The following is a 17,049-nucleotide window of genomic DNA, read 5'->3' as shown; positions in this document are numbered from 1 at the left end:
TTCAATGTGATCCCTGCCCCTCCGTATGGCACGCGCCCGGGATGGCGAAACGGCCATCGCAGCGTCATCCTCGGGACGCTGGTCACGCATTGCCTGCTGGGGTCGGGAAAAGCGGCGCCGGCTTGGTTCGTGGCGCCGTGAATGGGGATGGCACCGATATGGGGACGTTGCTGCGAAAAAAAAGGGGGGACACTTCCAGCTTTTGTTGCCACGAAGCCATAATCTTGTAAAGTTTCCCAATATCCATGCTAAGCTTTCAATCAAAAATATGGGGTCAGCAGACTAAGCCTCGACCGACACAAGACAGATAACCGCCGTGCTGCCAGGGCCGGCACCGGGACGCAGCCGAGGCACAGCGTGCGGAGGGAACTCAATGGGCTTGATGGCTTCCATCTCGCCGGGAAGCATCTTGCGCCGCCGGCTCGTGCTGGTGTGCGCGCTGCTGGCATACGCGTTGCACGCCGACGGCAAAACCCTGCACGTCGTTACCGACAACAACTATCCCCCTTATCTTTTCCTGGATACCAACGGGCGCCCCGAGGGATATATCGTCGACCTCTGGCACCTGTGGGAACAAAAGACAGGCGTCCACGTCGACCTCCAGCCCATGCAGTGGAGCAACGCACTCCAGACGATGCAGGACCGCCGCGCCGACGTAATCGACATGATTTTCCGGACGCCGGGGCGCGATGCGCTCTACGATTTCTCCCGGCCGTACGACACGCAGACGGTCGGCATCTATGTCGATCCGTCGATTTCAGGCATCCATGACGTGCAGTCGCTGAACGGCTTCCTGGTCGGCGTGCAGCGCGGCGATGCCTGCGCCGAACAGTTGGCCAGGCAAGGCATCACGAACCAGGTCGCCTACCCCGGCTACGTCGCCATCCTGGATGCCGTCCGCGCCGGCGACATCAAGATCTTTTGCATGGACGACAGTCCGGCAAACTACTATCTCTATCTCTACCGCGACCAGAAGAAGTTCGCCAAAACCTTTACGCTGTATTCGGGACAGTTTCGCTGGGCCGTCGCCAAGGGCGACAAGGCGACCTTCGATCTCGTCGAGCAGGGCATGGCGCGCATCACGCCGGCGGAGCGCGAGGCGCTGCGGCACAAGTGGTTCAACCAGCCGATACAGTTCCGGCCCTATCTGCGCATCCTCGCGTTCGTGATCCTCGGCGCGCTCTCGGCGCTGGCCGCCACCCTGCTGTGGATCCGGTTCCTGCGCCGCGCCGTCCATGCGCGCACCGCCGAGATCCAGCGGACCGCCCGCGCGCTCATGGTCGAGCAAGCCCAGCTCCGCACGCTGGTCGAAAACAGCCCCGATGCCATGGCGCTGAAAGACAGGAACAACGTCTACGTCCACTGCAATGCCGGCGCCCAGTCCCTGCTCGGCCTGCCGGAGAACAGGATCATCGGGCGCACCGACGACGACCTGTTCGCGGACAAGGCGTTCGCCGCGTTCAGCAAGGAAAGCGACGAGCAGGTCCTGCGCACGGGCCAGACGCACAGGTACGAGGAAGCGATCGCTGCGCCGGACGGTACCCTGCGCGACCTGGAAGTGATCAAGGTGCCGATCCGGGCGGACGACGGCGAGACCGCGGGTGTCCTTGCCGTCGCGCGCGACATCACCGAACGCCGCCGCGCCGAACGCGAACTGCGCGTCGCCTCGGTTGCCTTCGAAAGCCAGGATGGCATGCTGATCACCGATGCCCAGGGACACATCGAGCGCGTCAACGCCGCGTTCACCCGCATCAGCGGCTACGCAGCCCTGGAAGCCATCGGCCAGAGTCCGCGGCTCCTGCGCTCCGGATTGCACGAGGACGGTTTTTACCACGCCATGTGGTCGACGCTGACGGCGACCGGGTACTGGACCGGCGAGGTGATCAACCGTCACCGCGACGGCAGCCTGTACACGGCGCGGCTCTCGATCACGGCGGTACCGGACGCGCAGGGCCGGACGATCCACTATGTCGGCAACCTGCAGGACATCACGGAGGAAAAACAGGCCCGTGCCCTTGCCGAGCGCCTCAAGTCGTTCGATCACCTGACCGACCTGCCGAATCGCTTCCTGCTCGCAGACCGCATGGCCCATGCCATGGCCGGTGCCGGCAGCGCCCGGGAGTTCGGTGCCGTCATGATGGTGAACCTCGACCACTTCCAGAAGCTGAACGACTCCCTTGGCCATGCCGTGGGTGACCAGTTGCTCGTGGAAGTGGCGCGCCGCATCCGTTCGATCCAGCGCGACGACGATACGCTGGGCCGGTTCAGCGGCGACAGCTTCGTGCTGCTGACCGAACGCCTCGGCACGGACAGGAATACGGCGGCGGCCCGCGCGCTGCTTGCCGCCGACGCCATCAGGACGGCGATCGCCGAGCCGATGGTGCTCGACGGCCACCGGCTGACCTGCACCGGCTCGCTCGGCGTCACGTTGTTTCGCGACGGCGCGGACAGCCCCGACGCCCTGCTCTGCCAGGCCGAGCTGGCGCTGTACAAGAGCAAGCAGAGCGGACGGAACACGGTGCGTGTCTTCGAGGACGAGATGCAGGCCGAGCTCGACGACCGCAACTGGCTCGAGAAAGCGTTGCGCGACGCCATCCGCGACGACGCGCTGACGCTGCATTACCAGGTCCAGGTCGATGCCTGCGGGTGTCCGATCGGGGCCGAGGCACTGCTGCGCTGGACGCATCCCGAACGCGGCGCGCTTTCTCCCGCCGCGTTCATTCCGCTGGCCGAGGAGACCGGGCTGATCGAACCGATCGGGCGCTGGGTGCTCGCCACCGCCTGCCGTCAGCTCGCCGCATGGGCGCGTCACGAGGCCATGCGTGGCCTGACCCTCGCCGTGAACATCAGTGCGCGCCAGTTCGAGTCGGCAAGCTTCGTCGACGACATCCTCGCCGAAGTCAGGCGGTCGGGGGCGCCCGTGGACAAGCTGAAGCTCGAGGTCACGGAAAGCCTGGCATTCGGCGATCTCGACGCATCGATCCGCAAGCTGCACGTCCTCCGGACCAACGGCTTCAGCATCTCGCTCGACGACTTCGGCACCGGCAATTCCTCGCTCAACTACCTGACCAAGCTGCCGCTCACGCAGATCAAGATCGACAAGTCGTTCGTCGACGAGCTGCCGGCCAGCCATCGCGACGCGATGGTGGCCCAGACGATCATCGCCATGGGGCGGGGCCTGGGACTGGACGTGATCGCCGAAGGCGTGGAGACGGCCGCGCAACGCGATTTTCTCGTCGCGCACGGATGCCATTCCTTCCAGGGCTATTTGTTCGGCAGGCCGCTGCCGGTACGCGAATTCGAGGCGCAGGTGCTGGCCGCGCTGGTCGCGGCGGAGGCATAGCGCCCGCCGCGCCAACCGATTTATCCACTCAAGAAGAAGACAATGCGACGACTGCTCCCCCTCCTGTTCGCTGCCGTTTCCCAAGCCGCCAGCGCCAACCCGCCCGCCGTGACCCTGCACACGGAATTCACGGGGCGTAATCACTGCCTCGATATCGTCAACGCGGATAACCGCGACCAGTTGCACATGGCCCGCTGCGGGCGCTATTCGGGCCAGATGTGGGAGATTGCGCCCGACGCCGAGAACAGCTTCGTGCGCCTGCGGACGCGCTTTACCGGCGCGGACATGTGTCTGGACGTGGTCAACGACGGCGCCAACGACCAGGTGCACATGGCGTCCTGCGCCAATGTGACGGGCCAGCTGTGGCACATGGACCAGACCGGCCCCGGCCCAGGCCTGCGTTTGTGGAACCAGTTCACGGGCCCGGGCAAGTGCCTGGACATCGTCAACGATGGCAGCGGCCGCGTGCAGCTTGCGTCATGCGGCCATTATTCGGGCCAGTACTGGAGCAGGCGCGGTTTTCGCTGACCGGTTCAGTCGCCCAGCAAGCGCCTCCAGCTTGCCAGCTTCTGCTCGAACGTCAGCGCCATGTGCGCCGGCGACGATGACGGCAGCACGACGGTCCGATACCCTTGCTCCGCGAACTGCGGCGCAAACTTGCCCGACGTCTGCCCATTGAACCCGACCGTTTCCAGCTCGGGACACAACCGGTGCAAGCGTTCGAAGTCATTGGCCGCCGGATTGCGGATCGCGGAATCGAGACTGCCTTCGCGTTCGCACGCGGCCAGTACGTCCCACAGGCCGAAGCGGTGCGCGACGAGCCGCGGCAGGCGGTCCGCATACGGCAGTGAATAGAGATCCTCGCCGACCAGCGCGCCGACCAGTTTCCAGAACTGGTTACGCGGATGCGCGTAATACTGCTGGGCCGCGAGCGATGCGGCGCCCGGAAAGCTGCCCAGGACGAGGATGCGCGTGTCGGGGGCAATGACGGGCGCGAGGCCGGCGAGCGGGGAAGAATCGGTCATGGCGCGATTCTAGCCCGCGCACGAAAAAAGCGGCGATACGCTTACACGTACCGCCGCAAAGGGCATTACCGGAATCACAGTAAGGCCAGGGACTTCGTCTTCAGTTGCGCGCCTGCGCGGTATCGTCCGCGCGGGTAGTGGCATCCCAGCCGCCACCCAGAGCGCGGATCAGCGCCACGGTGGTGATCGCACGGTCGCCGCGCAGCTGCACGGCGTTGCGCTCGACGTTCGCCAGGTTGCGCTGCGCGTCCAGCAGTTCGAGGTAGCTGCCGCGGCCCGCGTCGTACAGCTTCTGCGCCAGGTCGGCCGAGCGGCGGGCGGAGATCACGCCCGCCTCGATCTCGGCGCTCTGCCCGGCCAGGATGCGCAGGCCGGCCAGATTGTCCTCGACCTCGGCGAAGGCCGTCAGGACGCTCTGGCGATAGGAGCCTACCGCTTCTTCCAGCGCGGCCTCGCTGCGCACGACGTTGTTGCGGTTGCGGCCACCGTCGATCAGCGGCATCGACAGCGCGGCGCCCAGCAGCCACGAACGGCTGCTCCACTTGAACACCTCGGCGAAGCTCGTGCCGACGCCGCCGGCGCCAGCCGACAGGTTCAACGCCGGGAACATCGCGGAGCGGGCCACGCCGATGCGGGCGTTCGCCGCTTCCATCGAGCGCTGGGCGCTGGCGATGTCGGGACGGCGCTCCAGCAGCGTGGACGGCAGGCCGGCCGGAATCACCGGCAGCGCGGCGACATCCGACAGCGGCGCCGACGGTGCGGTGAAGTTAGACGCCGGCTTGCCCAGCAGGACGGCCAGCGCGTGTTCCGCCGCGGCGCGCTGGCGCTGCAGGCCGATCGCTTCCGAACGCGCCGTCGCCAGTTCCGTCTTTGCCCGCGACAGGTCGAATTCGCCGATGTCGCCGGCGTCGAAGCGGCGGCCCGTCACGCGCACGCTCTCTTCGCGCAGCTGCACCGTATGGTTGACGGTCGCGATTTCCGCATCCAGAGAACGGAGGCGGAAATAGGTCTGCGCCACGTCGGCCTGCAGCGACAGCAGCACGGAGCGGTACGTCGCTTCCACCGCGCCGGCGTCGCCGCGGGCGGCCGCCACGTTGGACGACACGCGGCCGAACAGGTCGACTTCGTAGCTGGCCGACAGCCGCGCGCTATAGACGTTCGCCGGCGCGACGGGAGAACCCTTCGGCAGCGACGCTTCCAGCGGCGACAGGCGTTCACGCTGCGCGCCGACACCGACGCCGACCTGCGGGATGCGGTCCGCTTCGGCGATGCCCGCGATGGCGCGGGCCTGCTTCACGCGGGCGGCGGCCACCGTCAGGCTCTGGTTGTTGGCCGCTGCTTCCGCGATGAGGCCATTCAGCGTCTCGTCGTGGAAGGCGCGCCACCATTCGCCGCGCGGCTGGGCTTCGGCCGGACGGCCGACCGTCCACGTGGTGCCGTCGGCGGCGCTGCGCACGTCATTGGCTGCGCCGGCAGGCACCGTTTGCGACTCCTTGAACGCCGTCGGCGTCGTGATCGCCGGTTGCTTGAATTCCGGGGCGGCGCACGCCGTCAGCAGCAGGGCCGCCATCAGCGGGGCCACGCCCCTTGCAATCATCGTTTTCATATCAGTTTCCTTCCAGGGCCGGTGCATGGTCGCCATCGACGACGGTATTCGGCGCCGTGTCGTGGGCGTGGGCGTGGGCGTGCGCATGCTTCGGCTTCTCGAAACGCTTGGCCAGCGTGCGCAGCAGGACGTAGAACACCGGCGTCAGGAACAGGCCGAAGAACGTCACGCCCAGCATGCCGGCGAACACGGCGACGCCCATCGCGTGGCGCATCTCGGCACCTGCACCGTGCGACAGCACCAGCGGCACCACGCCCATGATGAATGCGATCGACGTCATCAGGATCGGACGCAGACGCAGGCGGCAGGCTTCCAGTGCGGCGGCCACGATGCTGCGGCCATGGTGTTCCAGCTCCAGCGCGAATTCCACGATCAGGATCGCGTTCTTCGACGCGAGACCCACCAGCACGAACAGGGCGATCTGCGTGAACACGTTGTTGTCGCCGCCGGTGAGCTTGACGCCGATGAGGGCGCACAGGATCGACATCGGCACGATCAGGATCACGGCCAGCGGCAGCGTCCAGCTTTCGTACTGCGCGGCGAGCACGAGGAACACGAGCAGCACGCACAGCGGGAACACGTACAGCATGGTGTTACCGGCCAGGATGTCCTGGTAGGTCAGATCCGTCCATTCGTACGAGATGCCCTTCGGCAGCGTGGCCTTGACGATTTCTTCCATCGCGGCCTGCGCCTGGCCCGACGACACGCCCGGTGCCGGACCGCCATTCAGCTCGGCGGCGACGTAGCCGTTGTAGCGCTGCACGCGATCCGGACCATACGTGTCCTTGACCTTCATGAGCGAGGACAGCGGGATCATCTCGCCCTTGTCGCTGCGGACCTTCAGCTGCGCGATCTGCTCGCGCTGCGAACGGAACGGCGCATCCGCCTGCACGCGCACCTGATACGTGCGGCCGAACTGGTTGAAGTCGTTCACGTACAGCGAACCGAGGTTGATCTGCAAGGTCTGGTTGATCTCGGCCAGCGGCACGCCCAGTTGCTTCGCTTTCACGCGGTCGACGTCGGCGAACAGCTGCGGCACGTTGATCTGGTAGCCGGAGAACACGCCTTGCAGGCGCTTGTCGGTCCACGCCTTGGCCTGGATGGCCTGCACGGCTTTATACAGCTCGTCGTAGCCGACGCCGGCGCGGTCTTCGATCATCATCTTGAAGCCGCCCGTCGTACCCAGGCCGTTCACCGGCGGGGGCGACAGCACCATCACGAACGCGTCTTCGATGGCGCCCATGCGCTTGTTGATCTCGGCGGCGATCGCGTCGGCGCTCTGCTCCTTGCCTTTACGTTCGTCGAACGGCTTCAGCGTGGTGAACACGATGCCGGCGTTCGGCGCGTTGGTGAAGCCATTGATCGACAGGCCCGGGAACGCGACCGACGATTCCACGCCCGGGATCTGCTTGGCCACGTCCGACATCTTGCGGATGACGGCGTCCGTGCGGTCCAGCGAGGCGGCGTCCGGCAGTTGCGCGAAGCCGATCAGGTAAGCCTTGTCCTGCGCCGGCACGAAGCCGGGCGGCACGGCCTTGAACATGAAGATGCCGGCGATGGCGAGCAGGACGTACACGCCCAGCGCGGCACTCTTGCGCTTCAGGACGCCCTTCACGCCGCCTTCATAGGCATGCGACGAGCGGCCGAAGAAGCGGTTGAAGCCGCCGAAGAAGCGGCCGAACACGGCGTCCATCATGCGGGTCAGGCGGTCCTTCGGTGCGTGGTGCGACTGCAGCAGCGCGGCCGACAGGGCCGGGGCCAGGGTCAGCGACGAGAACGCGGAGATCACGGTCGAGATGGCGATGGTCAGCGCGAACTGGCGGTAGAACTGGCCGGTCAGGCCCGACACGAACGCGATCGGGATGAACACGGCGCACAGCACGAGGGCGATGGCGATGATCGGGCCGGAGACTTCCTTCATCGCCTGCACGGTCGCGTCGTGCGGATTCAGGCCGTTCGCGATGTTGCGCTCGACGTTCTCCACCACGACGATCGCGTCGTCCACCACGATACCGATGGCGAGCACGAGGCCGAACAGCGACAGCGTGTTGATCGAGAAGCCGCAGGCGAGCATCACCGCGAACGTGCCGACGACGGACACCGGCACGGCCAGCAGCGGGATCACCGAGGCGCGCCACGTCTGCAGGAACACGATGACGACGATGGCCACCAGGATCACGGCTTCGATCAGCGTGTGGATCACGGAGTCGATCGACTCACGCACGAATTGGGTCGGGTCGTACACAATGCTGTATTCGACGCCTTCCGGGAAATCTTTCGACAGCTCCTTCATCTTGGCGCGCACGTCGGACGACAGTTGCAGCGCGTTGGCGTTCGGCGCCTGGAAGATGGGGATCGCGACGGCCGACTGGTTGTCCAGCAGCGCGCGCAGGGCGTACGAGTTCGAGCCCATTTCGAGGCGCGCGACGTCCTTCAGCAGCGTGGTCGCGCCGTCGGCATTGGTCTTGATGACGATGTTGCCGAACTCCTCGACCGACTGCAGGCGGCCCTGCGTGTTGACGGTCAGCTGGAAGTCCGCGCCTTTCGACGGGCCCTGGCCGACGACGCCGGCCGCCACCTGCACGTTCTGCTCGCGGATCGCGTTCACGACGTCGCTGGCGGTCAGGTTGCGTGCGGCGACCTTCTGCGGATCGAGCCAGACGCGCATCGCGTAGTCGCCCGAACCGAACAGCTGGACTTCGCCCATGCCGTTGATGCGCGCGAGTTCGTCCTTGACGTTCAAGGTGGCGTAGTTGCGCAGATAGAGGTCGTCATAACGGCCATCCGGCGAGCGCAGGTGGACCACCATCGTGATGTTGGGCGAGCTCTTGACGGTCGTGACGCCGATCTGGCGCACCTCGTCCGGCAGGCGCGGGAGCGCGCGCTGGACGCGGTTCTGCACGGCCGTCTCGGCCTGGTCGACGTTGGTGCCGATCTTGAAGGTCACCGTCAGCATCAGCGCGCCGTCGGAGGTGTTCTGCGACGTCATGTACAGCATGTTTTCGACGCCGTTGATTTCCTGCTCCAGCGGCGTCGCGACGGTTTCCGCGATCACCTTCGGGTTGGCGCCCGGGTACTGGGCGCGCACCACCACGGAGGGCGGCACGACGTCCGGGTATTCGGAGATCGGCAACTCGAAGATCGAGATGAGGCCGGCCACGAAGACCAGCACCGACAGCACGGCCGCGAAGATCGGCTTGTCGACGAAAAAGCGTGAGATGTTCATTGTTGTTGTCCCTCGATTCCTATGGGATTACTTCGTGTCCGCCATGGCCAGCTTCGCGTCCTTGGCGGGCGCTTTCGCAGGCGCGAGCGACGCGACCATCGGCACCACCTGCGCCGTGATGGGCGCGCCCGGATGCACGCGCTGCAGGCCGTTGACGACGATCTTCTCGCCCGGCTTCAGGCCGGCGCGCACCACGCGCAGGCCGTCGACGACGGGGCCGAGCTTCACTTCGCGGTACTCGGCCTTGCCGTCCGCGCCCACGACGAACACGAACTTGTGGCTCTGGTCCGTGCCGATGGCGCGGTCCGTGATCAGCAGCGCGGGCTTGGCGTCGCCGCCGCCGATCTGCACGCGGGCGAACAGGCCGGGCGCCATGCTGCGGTCCTTGTTCTCGAACGTGGCACGCATGCGCACGGAACCGGTCTGCGAGTCGAGCTGGTTATCGACGAATTCCAGCTTGCCCTCGTGCGGGTAGCCTTCTTCGTTGACGAGGCCTACCTTCACCGGCACCGACTGGCCGTCGTGCGCCTGCTTCGCGACGCGCAGATAGGTCTCTTCGTCGCCGTCGAAGCTGGCGTAGATGCGGTCCAGCGACACGACGGACGTCAGCACGGCCGATGCATCGACCAGGTTGCCGAGGGTGATCTCGGCCTTCGACACGCGGCCGTTGATCGGCGCGACGACGCGGGTGTACGACAGGTTCAGGCGCGCGGCGTCTGCCTGGGCTTCGGCGGCGCGGGCGGACGCGTCCAGCTCCTTCTGGCTCGACAGGCTCGCATCGTATTCGCGCTGCGCGATCGCCTTGTCGCCCAGCAGGCGCTCGGCGCGCGCCAGTTCCGTGCGGGCCAGGTCGGCCTTGGCGCGGGCCGATTTCGCGGCCGCGATGGCGCGCTCGGCTTCGGCCTGGTACGGACGCGGATCGATCACGAACAGCACGTCGCCCTTTTTCACTTCCGCACCCGGCTTGAAGTTGACGGCGGTGATGTAGCCCGACACGCGCGGACGGATCTCGACGCGCTCGATGGCTTCGAGGCGGCCCGAGAATTCCTGCGTTTCGGCGACCGGCTTTTCGAGCACGGCGGCCGCCGACACGGGCGGACCTGCCTGCGCCTGGGTTTGCGCCTCGGCTGCCTTGCCGGTCGCGTCGGAGCATCCGGCGATCAGGGCGGCGACGCCGGCTGCGCCCAGCGCCAGCACGACGGGTCGCACGGCCATCTGGAATTGTTGAATCGTTTTCATGGTTAGCCCTCCGGTTATTAACTAGCTTTTAATGATTGGACGAAAACGGTCCTTTCCAGGCTTTTGCAGGAAAAGACAGGTCTCCCGTGCCTCGCAGGCACGTTTTATCGTTGGTGGTAAATCAGACGAATTGCGTGATCAACAGCTGGCCGGTTCGTCTTCCTCGTCGAGTCCGGCAATGAAGTTGGCAATCTCGCTCAACGCGTGGCCCCGACAGGCACACGTGTCGCGCGCATTCGGTTCCTGCAGGGCTTGCGCCGCCTGCAGGCGTCTGACCGTCGTCGGCACGCCCGACTGGATCAGTTTGCCGCCGTAGGCTTCCGCTTCGTCGCGCAGCGGGTCGTCCTCGATCGACAGGATCAAGGCCGGCGGCAGGTTCTTCAAACGGCTCGACTGCAGCGGCGATGCATACGGATGGCTGCGGTCGGCCGCGTGCGGCAGGTAGCCCCGGTAGGCGGCGGCGCATTCGTCGAACACCTTCGCCTTGTCGGGACAGGTCGGCATCTCGCGCATCGAGCAGGTCGAGAGGCCCGGGTCCAGCATCGGCATCAAGAGGATCTGGCCGGCCAGCCGCGGCGCACCCCGGTCGCGCGCCATCAGGGTGCATACGGCGGCGAGGTTCGCGCCCGCCTCGATGCCCGCGACCAGCATGCGCTTGCCGGTCCAGCCGAGCTTCGTCTTGTTCTTCTTTGCCCACAGCAGTACGGCATGCGCATCTTCCGCGGCGGCCGGGAACGGCTTCACCGTCGCCAGCGTATAGGTCGACGACAGCACGACCGGATAGCCGCTCGCCTCGGACAGGTGGCGCAGGAACGGATCGGCATCTTCCAGGTCGCCGTCGACGAAGCCGCCGCCATGGAAGAACACGATCAGCACATCGCGCTTGCCGTCGACGGCAGCCTTGTACAGGCGGGCCGCCAGCGGTCCTTCCGCGCCCACGACCTGCAGGTCACGTACCGCCAGCGTATGGCCGTCGTCCGGCTTGCGCGCTGCGCTCATCGATTTACCTCATTGGACGCCACCAGCACGGCCGGGATCGCGGTCGCATCGCATTGTTCGCCCGTGGCGACGACGTGGAACAACGCATCGTATCCGCGTGCCTCGGCACCGGCCGCATGCGCGTACTCGTCGGTGAGTACCGTGCCTGCCATGGCCACGACGCCGAGTATCAGCCCGAACACTGCCGCGATTCCATCGCGATGCGCTTTCATGATCCTCTCCTTGGGTGTGTCAAATATCGAAACTATCAGCTACCGTACCGACACTATAAACTTCGACTAGAATCTAATAAATAGCTCAATTACGAATCCATTGTTCAGATTTTTGAACAATCACGCATTCTCACCGTTTATATGATGCCGATCTAGTATGAACAAGTTACAAGCGATGGAAGTTTTCGTGCAGGTCGTGGACGCCGGCAGCTTCACCCGGGCGGCCGAGATGATGAACCTGCCCAAGGCGACGGTGTCGACACTCGTGCAGGCGCTCGAGGGGGCGCTGTCGGCCAAGCTGCTGCACCGGACCACGCGCCAGGTGACGGTGACGACGGACGGTGCCGCTTATTACGAGCGCTGCCTGCGCATCCTGTCCGACGTGCGCGACGCCGAGGAATCGCTGTCGCGCACGCGCCTGTCGCCCAGCGGCCGGCTGCGCGTCGATTCGCCGACGGGGCTGTCGAGCGAGATCCTCGTGCCCGCCCTGCCCGACTTCTTCGAGCGCTATCCCGACATCATGCTGGAACTGGGCAGTTCCGACCGTCCCGTGGACCTGGTCGAGGAAGGCGTCGACTGCGCCGTGCGCGGCGGCGCCCTGGGCGACACGAGCCTGATCGCACGGCGCGTGGGCGTCGTCAACTTCCTGACGGCGGCGTCGCCCGCCTACATCGCGCGCCACGGCATGCCCCAGCACCCGCGCGACCTCGACCGGCACCGCTGCGTGAATTATTTCTCGGCCAAGACGGGCAAGATCTACGACTGGGACTTCAACCGCGGCGACGAACGGATCGAAGTGCCCATGCGCGGCGTGATCGCGCTGAACGATTCCAACGCCTACGTGGAAGCGGGGCTGGCGGGCCTCGGCATCATCCAGATGACGGACTACCTGCTCGACAAGCACGTGGCGACGGGGCGCATGGTGCAGGTGCTGGCGGACTGGCGCAGCGATCCGCTGCCGATCCACGTCGTGTATCCGCAGAACCGCCACCTGTCCGCGAAGGTGCGCGTGTTCGTCGAATGGGTGGCCGAGCTGTTCGCCGCGAATCCGTACATGCACATGGGCGCGGCGCCAAGAGTCCCTGCGCCTGTCCCGGCCGCGGCGTAATCACGGGTGTAGAATCGAAAGCACCACAGGACAGGAGACCACGATGCCCCGGACCATCGACGTGCTGCTCGACCAGTACAGCGACAGCCACCGCAATCCGACCAACGAGCTGATCCATATTGTGTGCGTGCCCGTGATCGTGTTCACCCTGCTGGGCATCCTGTGGAGCATCCACCCGGCCGTCGCCGTCGTCGCGGTGCTTGCGGCACTCGTGTATTACTTCCGGCTGTCGCCGCCGTTCGCATTCGGCATGCTGTTGATGAGCGCCGTGATGCTGGCACTGCTCGCGCTGATGCCGCCGTTCACCGTGCTGCCGCTGTCGATCGCGATCTTCGTCGTCGCGTGGATCGGCCAATTCATCGGGCACAAGATCGAGGGCAAGAAACCGTCGTTCTTCGACGACGTGCGCTTCCTGCTGATCGGTCCGCTGTTCGTGCTTGGTTTTTTGTATCGCCGCCTCCATGTCGCTTATTAATTGCTTTGGAGTAAACATGAAACGCATCGCCATCCTCGCCCTCGTCCCGCTGACCGCCCTGCTTGCCGCGTGCGCGGGTCCGTCGAATTCGGGCAGCGTCTACAGCAGCTACCAGACGATGAATGAACAATCGGTGCGCATGGGCACCGTGGAATCCGTCCGCAACGTGACGATCGCGAATCCGGAATCCGGCGTCGGCACGATGGCCGGCGCCGCGCTGGGCGGCCTGGGCGGTTCGCAGGTCGGCGGCGGCAACGGCTCGGCCGCGGTCGGCATCCTGGGCGCCGTCGCGGGTGGCATCATCGGCAACCGCGTCGAGAACCAGGCCAACAACCGGCCGGGATTTGAAATTACCGTCAAGCTCGACAACGGCGAACTGCGTTCCATCACGCAGGCGGCCGACGAGATGTTCAGGCCGGGCGAGCGCGTACGTTTGCTCAGCAACGGGTACACGACGCGCGTGACGCACTGACATTTACCACCGGCCACAACAGAAGAGGGATCGCGATATACTTTCGCGATGCCCTCCTACGTCCTCTTCACCATTGCCTCCCTGATCTGGGGATCGACATTCTTCGCGATCACGCTCGAGCTGGGTGAAGTCCCGCCCGCGGTGTCGGTCGTTTACCGGTTCGCGCTCGCGTCGCTGACCTTGTTCGCGTATTGCCTGCTGCGCGGCGACAGGCTGCGGCTGCCCTGGCGCGTCCAGCGCTGGACCCTGCTGCAAGGCTTTTTTACGTTCTGCGTGTCGTACGTCTGCACGTACAACGCCGAACAATATGTCGTGTCGGCGCTCGTCGCCGTGCTGTTCGCGCTGATGGTGTTCTGGACGCCGATCTGTGCCCGCATCGCGTTCGGCACCCCGATCCCGCGCCGCACGTGGGGCGCCGGCGCAGCGGCCATCGCCGGTGTCACGCTGCTGTTCTGGCATGCGATCGGCACTGAGCTGCGCCACCTGGGCCAGGGCGGGCAAGGCCATTTCACCCTCGGCCTCGTGCTCGGCATCGCCGCGTCGATCGCCAGCTCGGCGGGCAGCATCGTCGTGGGCAAGGTGCGCGAGGAATCGAACAACCTGGTGCTGACGACGGGCTGGTCGATGTTCTGGGGCACGTGCATGGTTGCCGCGTGGTGCCTCGCGACGGGCCAGGCCTTCATCATCCCGCGCACGGCCAGCTACGTGCTGGGCCTGCTGCACCTGTCCATCTTCGGCTCGGTCGTCGCCTTCATCTGCTACTTCACGCTGATCAACCGCATCGGCTCGAACAAGGCCGTGTACATCGGCGTGATCACGCCCGTGATCTCCGTGCTGCTGTCGATCAAGCTTGAACACTACCGCCCCGGCCTCACCGAATGGCTGGGCATGGCCGTGTGCCTGGGCAGTGTCGCCTGGGCCCTGCGCGCGCCCGCGGCCAAACCAGCCGTATCCGTCAACCTCAACGATTGCATCGAAACGACGCCATGACTCTTGATACCACCTTCGCGATCCGCCCCGCCACCCCGGCCGACGTCCCCCACATCCAATCGATGATCGTCGAGCTGGCCGTGTTCGAAAAGCTCGAGCACCTTGTCGTGGCGACGGAAGAGAAATTGCACGAAGGCCTGTTCGGCCCGCAGCCGGCCTGCGAAGCCATCGTCGGCGAAGCGGATGGCGACGTCGTCACGTTCGCCCTGTTCTTCCACAATTTCTCGACGTTCCTCACCAAGCGTGGGCTGTATCTGGAAGACCTGTACGTGCGGCAATCGCATCGCGGCAAGGGTTATGGCAGCCGCATGCTGAAGCACCTGGCGCGCCTGGCCGTCGAGCGCGGCTGCGGCCGCTTCGAATGGTCGGTGCTGGACTGGAACACGCCGGCAATCAATTTCTACCAATCGATGGGCGCCGAGATCCTGCCGGACTGGCGCATCTGCCGCGTGACGGGCGCGCCGCTGGAAGCGCTGGCCCAAGGCTGATTCTGACAAGAAAAAACCCGCGGGCTGTTCGCAGCGCCGCGGGTGAACCCATTCGTCGATGGGGAGGGGAGACTTGAATCCAACGGCTTCAATATAGTCTCCCGACCGCGGCATTTGCAGATTCCTTACAAATGCTTACCTCGGTAACAGAAAGCTGGAGTTTGTGGGCCGGACGCGATTGAGTGATCACAAATGCAAGAACGCGTCGAGCGGGACAATGTGCTCATTCACGAGGACATGGACATGAAAACGATCACCCGATGGGTCTACCGGGTTTGGCTCCGCTCCCGGATAGACACCTATACCCGCAGCCTGCACGCCATCGCCGTCCAGCGCGAAAACGACTTCCACGCGGAACGCATCCTGCACCGCGCGATCTCCACGACCCGTTCCAAACTTCAGTCGCTGTAGCGCCGGCGCGCCACGAAACGTTCGCACAGCTCGAACGCCGCCTGGGTCAGCAAGGCCAGCAACGCGGCCGGGATCGCGCCCGCCAGCAGCATGTCGTTGTCGTTCAGCGCGAGGCCCGTCGTGATGCGTTCGCCGAAGCCGCCGGCGCCGATGAAGGCGGCGATGGTGGCCGTACCGACGCTCATCACGGCCGCCGTTTTCACGCCGGCGAGGATCGTCGGCATGGCCAGCGGCAGCTCGACCTCGACCAGCGATTGCCGCCGTGTCAGCCCCAGCGCCAGCGCCGCCGTGCGCAGGCCGGACGGCACCTGCAGCAGCCCCGTGCACGTATTGCGCACGATGGGCAACAGCGCATACGCGCACAGGGCGACGAGCGCAGGAACGGTGCCGATGCGGCCGAGCAACGGGATCAGGATCGCCAGCAGCGCCAGCGACGGCACGGTCTGCAGGACGCCCGCCACGGCCAGCACGGCCTGGCGCAGGCGCGGCACGAGCGCGGCCACGATGCCGAGCGGAATGCCGGCGACGCTGCCGAGCAAAACGGCAAGCACGACCAGCAACAGGTGCTGGCGCGCAAGGTTCATGAAGCCGTTGCCGAAAGTTTTGGTAAGCAGACCGTCACGGGCCGTGGCCTGGGTATCGTGGGACAGCCACGCGCGTGCGACAGCCGCGAACGGCTGCCCATCCAGCTCGGCCGCTGCGTTCATCGCGATCATGTCGTCCGCCTTGATCGTGCCCTGCAATTGTTCGATAGCATGCCACGCCTGCGGAAACCGCTGCGGCACGTCGAGCCGGTACAGCAGCACGGCGTCATAGCGCGGGAAATACTGCTTGTCATCGTCCAGCACGCGCAGGCCGTACTGGCGGATCTTGGCGTCCGTCGAATAAATGTCGATGGCGTCGACCTGGCGCTGTGCCAGCGCCTCGTACGCGATGCCATGGTCCAGGCCACGCGGTTGCTGCGCGAGGCCGTAGCGCCGCGCGAGGCCGGGCCAGCCGTCCGCGCGGCCCAGGAATTCATGCGACAGCCCGATTTTTATTTCTGGATGCGCCGCCAGGTCGGACAGGCGGCGCACATCCGCATCGCCACGCACGGCCAGCGCGTAGCCGTTGGAAAAGCCCAGCGGCACGGCGACGCCCAGCCCCAGCGGACGCAGTGCCGCACGCATCGCGTCGAGCGACGTCGGCTGCGCATTCTTGAGGATTTCGAGGTCGATGGTGCCCAGGTATTCCGGGTAGACGTCGATGGCACCCGAGCGCAGCGCGCCCAGCACGATGGCCGTGTTGCCCAGGCCTTGCTTGTGTTCGGCCGGCCCGACGCGCGCCGCGGTCTGGGTGAGGATCTCGCCCAGGATGTACGACTCGGTGAAGCGCTTGGAGCCCACGCGCAGGGGTTCCTCCGCGTGGGCGGACGACAGGATGCCGGCGCAGGCGAGCACCAGCATGGCAAATCTC

15 protein-coding genes are annotated in these 17,049 nt (G+C 65.7%); 8 read left to right on the top strand and 7 right to left on the bottom strand.

The window, feature by feature from the left end:
* Positions 1–382 precede the first annotated feature (382 nt).
* Both ACEN9H_RS01585 and ACEN9H_RS01580 read left to right on the top strand, forming a co-directional pair.
* Positions 383–3,343 (top strand): EAL domain-containing protein, encoded by a 2,961-nt coding sequence (locus ACEN9H_RS01585; RefSeq protein ID WP_413675544.1) that lies wholly within the window; start codon positions 383–385, stop codon positions 3,341–3,343.
* 42 nt (positions 3,344–3,385) lie between these two features.
* Positions 3,386–3,871 (top strand): RICIN domain-containing protein, encoded by a 486-nt coding sequence (locus ACEN9H_RS01580; protein ID WP_413673545.1) that lies wholly within the window; start codon positions 3,386–3,388, stop codon positions 3,869–3,871.
* Positions 3,872–3,876: 5 nt separating this feature from the next.
* On the opposite strand, the gene ACEN9H_RS01575 is transcribed toward ACEN9H_RS01580, so the two are convergent.
* The 6 genes from ACEN9H_RS01575 to ACEN9H_RS01550 form a co-directional block, all read right to left on the bottom strand.
* Complete coding sequence (locus tag ACEN9H_RS01575) at positions 3,877–4,368, bottom strand: DNA-deoxyinosine glycosylase (protein ID WP_413673544.1); 492 nt, start codon at positions 4,366–4,368, stop codon at positions 3,877–3,879.
* Between the two features lie 100 nt (positions 4,369–4,468).
* Positions 4,469–5,974: an efflux transporter outer membrane subunit gene (locus ACEN9H_RS01570; protein WP_371768885.1), complete on the bottom strand. Its 1,506-nt coding sequence runs from the start codon at positions 5,972–5,974 to the stop codon at positions 4,469–4,471.
* A 1-nt stretch (position 5,975) separates the two neighbouring features.
* Positions 5,976–9,200: an efflux RND transporter permease subunit gene (locus ACEN9H_RS01565; RefSeq protein WP_413673543.1), complete on the bottom strand. Its 3,225-nt coding sequence runs from the start codon at positions 9,198–9,200 to the stop codon at positions 5,976–5,978.
* A 27-nt stretch (positions 9,201–9,227) separates the two neighbouring features.
* Entirely contained in the window at positions 9,228–10,439 is a 1,212-nt protein-coding gene (locus ACEN9H_RS01560; protein WP_160409452.1) for an efflux RND transporter periplasmic adaptor subunit, read from the bottom strand.
* Between the two features lie 138 nt (positions 10,440–10,577).
* Positions 10,578–11,438 (bottom strand): alpha/beta hydrolase, encoded by an 861-nt coding sequence (locus tag ACEN9H_RS01555; RefSeq protein WP_056124482.1) that lies wholly within the window; start codon positions 11,436–11,438, stop codon positions 10,578–10,580.
* On the bottom strand, positions 11,435–11,650 hold the full coding sequence (locus tag ACEN9H_RS01550; RefSeq protein ID WP_160409453.1) for a hypothetical protein: 216 nt from the start codon (positions 11,648–11,650) through the stop codon (positions 11,435–11,437). The genes ACEN9H_RS01555 and ACEN9H_RS01550 overlap by 4 nt, the downstream gene beginning before the upstream one ends.
* A 157-nt stretch (positions 11,651–11,807) precedes the next feature.
* On the opposite strand from ACEN9H_RS01550, the gene ACEN9H_RS01545 reads away from it, so the two are divergent.
* The 6 genes from ACEN9H_RS01545 (at position 11,808) to ACEN9H_RS01520 (ending at position 15,594) form a co-directional block, all read left to right on the top strand.
* Positions 11,808–12,758 (top strand): LysR substrate-binding domain-containing protein, encoded by a 951-nt coding sequence (locus ACEN9H_RS01545; protein WP_413673542.1) that lies wholly within the window; start codon positions 11,808–11,810, stop codon positions 12,756–12,758.
* Between the two features lie 43 nt (positions 12,759–12,801).
* Positions 12,802–13,233: a DUF962 domain-containing protein gene (locus ACEN9H_RS01540; protein ID WP_056124490.1), complete on the top strand. Its 432-nt coding sequence runs from the start codon at positions 12,802–12,804 to the stop codon at positions 13,231–13,233.
* A gap of 16 nt (positions 13,234–13,249) precedes the next feature.
* Complete coding sequence (locus ACEN9H_RS01535) at positions 13,250–13,705, top strand: glycine zipper 2TM domain-containing protein (protein WP_036236083.1); 456 nt, start codon at positions 13,250–13,252, stop codon at positions 13,703–13,705.
* 48 nt (positions 13,706–13,753) lie between these two features.
* A complete protein-coding gene (locus ACEN9H_RS01530) occupies positions 13,754–14,695 on the top strand; it encodes a DMT family transporter (protein ID WP_413673541.1) in 942 nt (313 codons plus the stop codon).
* On the top strand, positions 14,692–15,183 hold the full coding sequence (locus ACEN9H_RS01525) for a GNAT family N-acetyltransferase (protein ID WP_056124498.1): 492 nt from the start codon (positions 14,692–14,694) through the stop codon (positions 15,181–15,183). The genes ACEN9H_RS01530 and ACEN9H_RS01525 overlap by 4 nt, the downstream gene beginning before the upstream one ends.
* 243 nt (positions 15,184–15,426) lie before the next feature.
* Positions 15,427–15,594 carry a hypothetical protein gene (locus ACEN9H_RS01520; protein WP_371767179.1) on the top strand — a complete coding sequence of 56 codons (168 nt, stop codon included), beginning with the start codon at positions 15,427–15,429 and terminating at the stop codon, positions 15,592–15,594.
* Here ACEN9H_RS01520 and ACEN9H_RS01515 read toward each other — a convergent pair.
* Positions 15,582–17,039, bottom strand: a complete 1,458-nt coding sequence (locus ACEN9H_RS01515; protein ID WP_413675543.1) for a glycine betaine ABC transporter substrate-binding protein — start codon at positions 17,037–17,039, stop codon at positions 15,582–15,584. The genes ACEN9H_RS01520 and ACEN9H_RS01515 overlap by 13 nt on opposite strands.
* Positions 17,040–17,049: the final 10 nt, after the last annotated feature.

It is taken from the genome of Massilia cellulosiltytica, from assembly GCF_047325105.1.
Classification (GTDB): domain Bacteria; phylum Pseudomonadota; class Gammaproteobacteria; order Burkholderiales; family Burkholderiaceae_D; genus Telluria; species Telluria orientalis.
The sequence above is the reverse complement of the archived record's forward strand: the minus strand, read 5'-3'. Positions and strand labels throughout refer to the sequence as shown.